Annotated in this window: 8 protein-coding genes; all 8 read right to left on the bottom strand. The window is 31.8% G+C overall.

Translation table 11 applies throughout. From position 1 onward, the window contains the following. On the bottom strand, nucleotides 1-347 hold a 347-nt coding region (gene rmuC / locus PHI88_03285; protein MDD5552151.1), incomplete at its 3' end, for a DNA recombination protein RmuC. A gap of 19 nt (nucleotides 348-366) precedes the next feature. Then, nucleotides 367-1335, bottom strand: coding sequence for a hypothetical protein (locus PHI88_03280; protein ID MDD5552150.1), 969 nt, complete (start codon nucleotides 1333-1335; stop codon nucleotides 367-369). Between the two features lie 6 nt (nucleotides 1336-1341). After that, nucleotides 1342-2466, bottom strand: a complete 1125-nt coding sequence (locus tag PHI88_03275) for an aromatic amino acid transport family protein (GenBank protein MDD5552149.1) — start codon at nucleotides 2464-2466, stop codon at nucleotides 1342-1344. Between the two features lie 4 nt (nucleotides 2467-2470). Beyond that, a complete protein-coding gene (locus PHI88_03270) occupies nucleotides 2471-3643 on the bottom strand; it encodes a cation:proton antiporter (protein MDD5552148.1) in 1173 nt (390 codons plus the stop codon). Between the two features lie 3 nt (nucleotides 3644-3646). Further along, nucleotides 3647-6295, bottom strand: a complete 2649-nt coding sequence (locus PHI88_03265) for an HAD-IC family P-type ATPase (GenBank protein ID MDD5552147.1) — start codon at nucleotides 6293-6295, stop codon at nucleotides 3647-3649. Nucleotides 6296-6366: 71 nt separating this feature from the next. Then, on the bottom strand, nucleotides 6367-6747 hold the full coding sequence (locus PHI88_03260) for a hypothetical protein (protein MDD5552146.1): 381 nt from the start codon (nucleotides 6745-6747) through the stop codon (nucleotides 6367-6369). A 464-nt stretch (nucleotides 6748-7211) separates the two neighbouring features. Then, on the bottom strand, nucleotides 7212-8102 hold the full coding sequence (secF, locus tag PHI88_03255; protein MDD5552145.1) for a protein translocase subunit SecF: 891 nt from the start codon (nucleotides 8100-8102) through the stop codon (nucleotides 7212-7214). Between the two features lie 4 nt (nucleotides 8103-8106). Further along, nucleotides 8107-9495: a protein translocase subunit SecD gene (gene secD / locus PHI88_03250; protein ID MDD5552144.1), complete on the bottom strand. Its 1389-nt coding sequence runs from the start codon at nucleotides 9493-9495 to the stop codon at nucleotides 8107-8109. Between the last annotated feature and the right edge of the window lie 16 nt (nucleotides 9496-9511).

Here is a 9511-nt window from a genome sequence, read left to right as displayed (position 1 = left end):
TCAAGAGAAGCCTCTCCCCATTGACCTCGAAGTTTTGGAGACTTAAAAATTTCCTGAAAAGAAGAAACATCTTTTACTTTATCTTGGATTTGCTTTAAATTTTCTCTAATTTGAGTTGTTTCTTTGGTAAACGATTGAATTTGCCTATTCATTTCTTTTGAAGTACCGTTCTGGCTATCTCTTATTTCTTTTAACTGGCCAATCATTAAATCCGTTAATCTTCTTTCGAGGTCCTTTATTGCTTCATTTTGAGTCTGGTCCACCTCTTTTTTTTTATAAAAAAACAGGGCGAATATTAATGCCGTACTAAAAACCAAAACAAAAACTAAAACAATTAATTCTGTCATATAAAACACTTATATCTTATCAAAATTGAACTATAACCTCAAATAAAATAAACAATATATAAATTACAATCAAAATTTTTCCTTCTTTTTCTGAAATGTGCTCCTGGTGTCTAGCGAAAAAATAAAAAGCAGCAGCAGCAAGAAAAGTAAATAGTATCCCAGCAATAAAAGAGGAAAAACCAACGATTTTTATTGGGTGAATTAAGGCAACTGTTCCCAATATAAGGCTTGAGTTTACAACAACTGATCCCATTACGTTTCCAAGTATCATTTCTTTTCTACCTAACATTATTGATTTGATACCAAAAGTTAATTCTGGTAGGACGGTTCCAATGGCTACAAAAACAATACCAACAAAAACCAATGGTAACTTAATGTATTCTGCAAAATAAACTGTTGACCGAATAATCCCTTCTGCTGAAACTAAAAGTAAACCCAGGGAAAAAACAAAAATAAGAATATCAATAAAAAATCTTTTCCATAAACGAGCAGTTCTTCTTTTAAAAGTATCTCTAAAAACTTTTGTAAAAATCTCTTTTTGGGAAAAAACTTGATAGAAATAAAATAAAGTTACAATAATCAAAATCACAGCGTCAGCTCGAGAAATAATACCATCCAACAAGGCAATTATTGGTAAAATAGCTATAAAAGCTGTATATAAAGAATCTCTTTTGGCAACCGACGTTTCAAGGTCTAATCCCCTTGCTATAATTGCCCCTATTCCAATAACCAAAGTAAGATTGATTACATTTGCTCCGATTATATTACCCAAAGAAACCTCGGGAACTTTGTGTATAGCAGAAGTAATACCAACAAAAAATTCAGGAACCGAAGTAGCAAAAGCCATTAATATGAAAGAAACGACAAACTCTGTCCAACGCAAAAACTGGGAAATCCTTATTAATGCCTGAATCAGCCAGGAACCGGATTTTACCAAAAGAAAACAAGAACCCAAAAATATAATTATATATAGTATTATCTCTGGCACAAAATCTTATTTTAAAAAATATATTATTTGATAAATTATTCCTAACGCAAAAACTAAAATTAAAGGTAGGGTAAGGATTTTTACTTTAAGTGTCTCTTTTTTTATCTTCTGATACATAAAAATTATTAATATCCCTGTAATCCCAAGAAAAACAGCGCCTATAAACCCTATGATTTCTATAAAGTTTTGAAAACCAAGCAAAAAAAGCGCCAAAGGAACAAAACAAGTAAAAAACCAAGAAATATTTTTACTAATTTTAAAATCATAATGGAATACGTCCTTGAGTGTTAAGCCAAGCGCAACAAAAGAAGTGAAAGTAGTTAAGACTCCCAATAACAATCCTATTTTATAAATATTATTTCCCAAGATTCCACCAAGACACGTAAGAGCTGCGGGTGATACATTTTCCCCAGCAATACCCAAAATCATTATTATAAAAAATAAATAAACAACAGAGGGTATTATTATTGAAATAGCCGTTATCTTTTTTAATTGTTTTTTTTCTCTTCCAAGAATTTCTTCTGCCTGTGGAATTAATGCTGCTCCCCAAAGAGAATACAAAATTGGACCATATGGCAAAAATAAATCACTGGAATTAAACGCCACAGAAAGATTTACTCTTTTAAAGTGACTAATGCTTGGAAACACTAATAAACATAAAATCAAAATAAATAAAACTAATCCCCAAAATTCTATCTTTGAAATTGCCCTCACCCCAAAAAATATAAAAATAGACCCTAAAATAAAATATAAAATCACAAAAATAAAATCATTTCCACCTACAATAGGGATAAAAATCTCTCCAAGGAATTTTCCCCCAACTATTAAATATGCAAGGAGAGAACCAATAAGGCTGCCAATAACAGAAATACTTGTTAGACTTGAGCCAATCTTACCAAGATATATTTTCGCATAACCCGAAAATCTCAAAAAATCAGGTGTCTTGAGCGCAACTTCACTAAAAAGTAAATGGATAACTAGAACTAATCCAATTATGATTAAAAAATAAAAAATTGTAATTGGCAAACCCACTTGAGCTGTAATATAAGGAAGTGAAAACAAACCAACACCAATTATTGTTCCTGCCAGAAGACTAGTTGAATAAATATATTTTTTTATTTTTTCTTCCATAGTATTATTTTTTTTGAAATATTTTCTGTGGTAAACTCACTAAAAGAGAAAATACTAAAGGAGGTATTAAAACAAAGAAAATACTAGATCCAACCAAAACCGAATAAAGTTTATTTTCTAAAATACCAAGATCGTAAAGAACTCTTATTAAGACTATACTAGTACTAAATTTTACACAAAAGCTGATACCCAACAAAAATGCATTTCTCGTCCCCAATTCTTTTCTTGTTACAAAAAAACTTGCCAAAATGTTAGAAAGAGTTACTGCGGCAACAATAACTAAAATTGGAATGGGATATTCAAGAATATATTTCATATTAATACTTGATCCAACCCAAACAAAAAATAAGGGCCCAAAAAGACTATAGGCAAAGGTTTTTATTTCGTGCTCCACCTCTTCAAACCGTTCTTTTAATTTTATAAAACTTCTTATTAATATACCTCCAATTATTGCAGTTATTGCTGTTGCCTCTGCGTTTTTACCGATAAAAAGAAAAAGAAAGAAAATTGCAAAAACAAAAATAAAAATTGCCTGAAGATCTAAATCTTCCAAAAAATCTCTAATTCTTTTTTTAATTTTCCACAAAAGAAGAAATATCAAGACAAAACCAAGAACGTAAAATAAAATTATTCCAAAATCAATATTTATCTTTGATGTCGCCCCTAAATAAACACTTATTAAAATTACACCCAAAAACTCTAATAAATTATCAAAAACCCCTATTTTTAAGATGCTTTGTCCTAATTTTGTTTTAAGTAATCCGCATTTATCTAAAATTGGCAATAAAATTTCCTCCCCCACTGTTGCAAAAATTAAAGCTATAACTAAAGCTATTATCCATCCATAGCCAAAAATAAAATGAAACAAAATACCATCAACCAAAGCCTCTAACAAAACAATTAAAATCGTGGATTTTATTATAAAAGAGCCAGTCTTTTTAATGTTTTTAAAGTCTATTTCAAATCCTATTAAAAAAAGCAAAAAATACATTCCAAGATTTGCTAAAAAAATAAAATTTTCAGAAGAAATTACCCCATAAAATGGATTTTTTATAGCTAATAAAATACCAAAAAGCAAAGGAGCAAACATTGGTGGTATTTTGATTTTTTCAAAAACTCTACCCAAAAAAAATGAAAAAAGATAAACAACTGCTAAAAAAATAATAATATCTGTCATGTTTTATTTTTTCTTTTTAACTATAAAGCGCCATTTTATAAATTCAATAAATAACACCGTAAGCAGTGCATTAACAATCAAAAATATCCAGCTTTTTAAGCCTAGAGTAACTGTATGGAATAAATTCTGAAGAAAAGGAACATAAATTACAGAAATAAAACCCAAAAGGGTAAAAATCGCAGCAATATTTAAAACTTTATTTGAAAAAGGGTTAATTTTCCAAATATTCCTTTTTAAGTTTTTATAAGAGAAAATAACAAATCCCGTATCAACACTAATTACTCCAAAAATCATTGTTCTTGCATAATCAAGTCCTAAATTTAAATGCTGCCAGAAAAACCAAAAATAAAAAATACAAATAAAATTAAAGATAACATTTCCTATTGTTAAAAACAACATTTCTCTTGTAAAAAGAGACGACTTTTGGGGAGTAGGTCCTCTTCCCATAACGCCTTTCTCTTTTGGTTCAAAAGCATATGCAATATTAGGAAAAGTATCTTCTACCATATTATTCCAAAGGATTTGAACTGGTAAAATTGGAAGTGGCCATCCGAAAACAACGGTTGAAAATCCAACTAAAATTGCTGTCGTGAAAGAATCGGCAAGGGTATATGCTATCCCCTTTCTAATGTTGTCTAAAATTACTCTCCCTTGTTCAACTGCTTTTACAATAACAGAAAAACTATCTGTTAAAAGCACTAAATCAGAAGCTTCTTTCGCAACATCAGTTCCAGAACCAAGAGCTATACCAATGTCAGCACTTTTTATTGCTGGAGCATCATTCACACCATCTCCGGTCATTGCGACAACCTGTCCTTTTTCCTGCCAAGCATCAATTATTTTCATTTTATGGCGGGGTTCAGCTCTCGCATAAATTTTTATTTTCTTTACTATTTTCTTAAATTTTTTTTCTGATAATTTTTCTAATTCCTGCCCCTCAATAATTTCACTTTCTTTTACTTTCATGCCAACTTCTTCTGCTATATTTTTTGCGGTCTTTTTATGGTCTCCAGTAATAATAATTGACTTGAGGCCAGCTTTCCGACAAATTCTCATCGCTTCTCTAACGTCTCCTCTTAAAGGATCACTTAAAACTACAAAACCAACTAAAACTAAATTATTTATTTCTTTAGTAAGATTAATTTTTTCTTCTGTTTTTGCTTGTATTTCTTTCTTTGCCAAGGCAATAACTCTATGACCTCTTTCTGTAAAATCATTTAATTTCTCTCTAAAAAAATTAATATTTTTTTCGTCCAATTCAATAATACCACTTTCTGTTTGAACTTTTTTGGAAACTGATAATATTTTTTCTGGAGAACCAGAAACATATAATAAAAATTTGTCTGGGTTTTTATGTAATGTTGCTTGAAATTGATTATCTGAAGAAAAAGGTAATCTTTTTATTAATGGCATCTGTTTTTCAAGTTCTTCTTTTTTATATCCTCCTTTAATGCCGACTGAAACCAATGCCTTATCTGTATCCTCTCCTCTTATAATAATTTTCTTTCTATTGTTATACTCAATAAATCCCTCATTACACAAAGAAGCTATTTTAAATATTGACTCATATGGTTCTCTGTTCTTATTTATCTCTGTTTTATCTGGAAAAATAGAGCCTGAAATCGTAAAAATTTCTGAAAGCGTCATCTTACCCTTTGTAAGCGTCTTTGTCTTATCACTGCAAATAATAGATGTTGACCCAAGGGTTTCTACCGAAGATAATCTTCTTACAAGGCCTCTTTTCTTTAAAATTTTCTCCATGCCTATAGCAAGAATAACTGTCATGGTAATTGGAAGAGCTTCGGGAATTGCCCCAACAGCAATGGCAATAGAAGCTTCAAACATTTCCAAAGTATTTCCTTTTCTTAAGGTGCCGGCAATAAAAATAAGAAGACATATCGCAATAATAACAATTGTAATTTTCTTACTAAAATCTAATAATTTTCTTTGAAGTGGTGTTTTTTCTTCTTTTGTTTCCTGTAACATCTGAGCAATCTTGCCTGTTTCGGTTTCTGCACCGGTTGCAACAACAACAGCCTTTCCTTCCCCTCTTTCTATTGTACAGCCAGCATAAACCATATTGTCTCTATCAGCCAGGGGCGTATTTCCCGGCAGTACTTCATTTTTTTTCTTTGCTGCTAACCATTCACCCGTCAAAATAGCCTCAGAAACTCTTAAGTCTTGTGTCTCAATTAATCTTACGTCCGCAGGCACTTTATCTCCCTCTTTTAATAAAATAATATCTCCTGGCACTAATTCTTCTTGAAAAATTTCCTTATTAAAACCTTCTCTTTTAACTACTGTTTTTGTTTTTAAAATTTTCTTTAGTTTTATTATGGTATTTGAAACTTTATTTTCTTCCCAAAAACCAAAAATAACACTAATAATTACAGCAGCAAATATAACAATAGAATCTTGTTTTGTTTTTGTTAAAAATAAAAGCACTACTCCTGCCAAAAGTAATATGTAAATTAAAGGACTCTTAAATTGTTCAAAAAATATCTGTATACGGGAAGGAAGTTTTTTTTCTGGAATTTGGTTCTCTCCGATTTTTTTTCTACGTAAAATAACCTCTCTTTCGGAAAGACCACTTTTAAAATCAGTTTTTAATTTTTTTATAGTGTTTTCAACAGAGAAAGAATACCAATTCATATTTTAGTTATTTTACCATAAAAAAATAGCTTTTAAAAAGCTAGCAAAAAGGAGTGGGAGGTGATAGTTGTTTATTTTTCGCAGGTAACCCTTTCTTTATTTCCTCTCTTCTCCTTTTTGTCGGGATAGATTATCTTTTCCAGCTTTTCTTCCCAGTCTTCCAAAAAAGCCTGGTCCGACTTAAGAACTTCCTTCCTTAGCGAGATTATTTCCTCTTCGGAGAACCCAAAGAGGCGTGCTTCTTCGTCATCCCTTTTTATTTGTTCCATTGTAATTCTGTTAAGAATAAAAGGGTAAACGATCTTCTCGATAAGAAATTGTTCTTCGTTGTTTCGAGGACCTTTCTTGTCTATTATCCTTTTTACTTCTCGTAACATTACTTCGCCGCTTCTATGTGCTTCTTTTTTCTGTTTGCCGTCAGACGAAGACGAAAAATGTCTTTTATGTACCATCGCGTCTCACCCTCTTTCTCTTTAGATTTATAACTATCACCTCCCATAAAAGGAGCAAAAAACCTGCTTTAATTTTATTTTATCAAAAATCTTTTAAATTAAAACAAATCAGCCGAGGCGCAATGCCTCGGCTGAGAAGAATTCAAATGTACTGATTAAGATGGGGGCGGATTCAGAGCTCTTACGCTCTTTATAGTTCCTCCTCTCATCTTTAGATGAAGAACTGCTGGACAGATGCTGTTTGAGCAGGACACAATCAGGGGAGAATTTGATTCTCCGTCCAGATCTTCCTCTCCGCATTTTACGTTAACTTCTGCCCCGCAAAGACAGCAACGACAAGAAATCTTTGCCATTCAACAATCACTCTCCTTTCCTGTTATGTATGATATTCCAAGCCAAACAAAAAACGTGCTTGTTTTGCACGTTTTCTATTTTATGTTTAAAAATCCAAAATGTCAATATTATCAAGAACTTCTTTTTTCTTTTAATCTTATCCATGAATACAAAACTGGTGGAGCAATAAATATTGAAGAATAAGTACCAAAGAAAATTCCAATAATTAAAGCAAGGACGAATGGAAATAGTGTTTCTCCCCCAAAAAATAATATTGCAAAAAGAGGTAAGAGTGTAGTGATTGAGGTAAAAAGCGAACGAGCAAAAGTTTCCTTAATGGATATATTTACTATATTGCCGAATGTTTCATCCTCTCTAACAATGTGTTCTCTTAGCCTGTCAAAAATTACAATTGTGTCATTAATTGAATAACCAAGAATTGTAAGAAGTGCCGCGACAAAAGGAATATTAACTTCAATCCCTAAAAATTTTCCGAAAAGAGCAAAAGCACCACATGTAATTAAAATATCGTGAAATAAAGCAATTAACGCCGCAATAGCATATTGCCAAGAAGGTATTGGTTTTGAAACTTTCCTAAATGCTGATGCAACATAAATTGTAATAAAAAATAAAGCCAAAATTAAAGCAATCATTGTACTACGTCTAAGCTCTTTCCCAACAACAGAACCCACCATTTCAAATCTTTCTTCAATGACTTCATCCTTCCCACCCAAAGTATCTATTATTTCTTGATGTTCCTCTTCTGTTATATTTTTTGCCCTTAAAATTATTCCTTTCTCACCAGATTCCTGAAGGGTAAAATCTGTTCCTAAAACTGAATTAATTTCTTTTCTTAATTCAGAAATCTTAGGCTCCTTTTGTATAAACTTTAATTCTAAAAGACTTCCACCAGTAAAATCAACTCCGAGCTTAAAACCCCACGCAAAAAGAAAAATTACGCTTGTCAAAATAAGTAATCCTGAAAATATAAAATAAAATTTGGAATATTTAACTATGTTCATATTTTTATCTTGTCCAAAGTTTTTCTAATTTACCCAATTTTGTATTGCTAAACGTTTTTATATAAAGCTTTGTAATTATCATAGCCGAGAACATACTAACAAGAACGCCAATTCCAAGGACTAAAGCAAAGCCCTGGACAAAACCAGAAGAAACTAAAAATAAAATTAAGCAAGTAATTAAAGTTGTGATATTACCATCACGAACTGCGGTCCAGGCACGTGAAAAAGCATTGTTAATTGCAAGATCAAAACTTTCTTTCTCTTTTAGTTCTTCTTTTAGTCTTTCAAAAACTAAAACATTGGCATCAACCGCCATACCCAAAGATAAAACAAAGCCCGCAATACCTGCCAAAGTAAGGGTGACCGGAATTAACTTAAATAAAGAAAGTATAAGAACTCCATAAAAAAGCAAGGAAAACGATGCAAAAATACCGGATAATCTATAAAATAAAATCATAAACAAAATAACAAGCAAGAAACCAATTACACCAGCATTAACACTTTTCTCAATAGAAACTTTTCCCAAAGAAGGGCCGACTGTCTGCTGCGAGATAAGTTTTATAGGAACTGGCAAAGCCCCTGCACTCAAATTCCTTGCTAATTCTTTTGCTTCCTCAATCGTAAATTGTCCTGTAATTTGAGCTTTGCCTCCAGAAATTTCTTCTTGTACGGTAGGCGAGGAAATCATCTGGTTATCAATATATATAGCAAGGGTCTTACCTTTGTTCTTTTTTGTAAGGTCTCTGAAAAGTTTTGCGCCCTCTGCATTAAATTCAAGTGAAATATACGGTTCAAAAGTATTTTCACTAAAATCAACTTTTGCTGATTTTAAATACTTTCCTGTAAGCTCTGTTGGTGTATATAGAGGTAGATAATCAACAACATCTTCTTTCTTTACCTTCTTTCCTGTTTGTTTCTCAACCTGTTTTATTGTCTCTTCAATTTGCTCTGGGGGCAACATATTTAATATTTTCTTTTTTTCTGCATCTGACATTTCTTCTCTAAATTCCAAAAATGGTGTCTTCCCTATTTCTTTAATAGCCTCTGCCGGATCATCAATTCCTGCAAGCTCAACAATTAAACGATATCCTTTTGAAGTTTGTTCGGTTTGAACCACGGGCTCCTGAACTCCAAAAAGATTAACTCTTCTTTCAATTACATCGCGAAGCCCATTTGCAGATTCTTCCCAATCTGCTTTTTTAATTCCACTCAAGTCTGCCTCATATAAAAGATGAGTCCCTCCTTGTAAATCAAGCCCAAGCTTAAAGGGTTTTTCAAATTGTTCTGGAACTGGAAGGTTTATTTTTTTTGCAATATTGCCAGGAATTGCAAAAAGACCGCCAACGACGGTTATTGCCAAAACTAAAATAACTAATATCCAATCTCTAAGCATAAGTTAAAATTATAGC

The organism is Candidatus Paceibacterota bacterium, from assembly GCA_028716825.1.
GTDB lineage: Bacteria > Patescibacteriota > Minisyncoccia > Minisyncoccales.
The sequence above is the reverse complement of the archived record's forward strand: the minus strand, read 5'-3'. Positions and strand labels throughout refer to the sequence as shown.

What these genes read in the sequence shown, in the direction of transcription:
- PHI88_03265 (MDD5552147.1), bottom strand. Translation starts at nt 6,295, where the DNA reads ATGAATTGGTATTCTTTCTCTGTTGAAAACACTATAAAAAAATTAAAA.
- secF (MDD5552145.1), bottom strand. Translation starts at nt 8,102, where the DNA reads ATGAACATAGTTAAATATTCCAAATTTTATTTTATATTTTCAGGATTA.
- PHI88_03260 (MDD5552146.1), bottom strand. Translation starts at nt 6,747, where the DNA reads ATGGTACATAAAAGACATTTTTCGTCTTCGTCTGACGGCAAACAGAAA.
- PHI88_03275 (MDD5552149.1), bottom strand. Translation starts at nt 2,466, where the DNA reads ATGGAAGAAAAAATAAAAAAATATATTTATTCAACTAGTCTTCTGGCA.
- secD (MDD5552144.1), bottom strand. Translation starts at nt 9,495, where the DNA reads ATGCTTAGAGATTGGATATTAGTTATTTTAGTTTTGGCAATAACCGTC.
- PHI88_03270 (MDD5552148.1), bottom strand. Translation starts at nt 3,643, where the DNA reads ATGACAGATATTATTATTTTTTTAGCAGTTGTTTATCTTTTTTCATTT.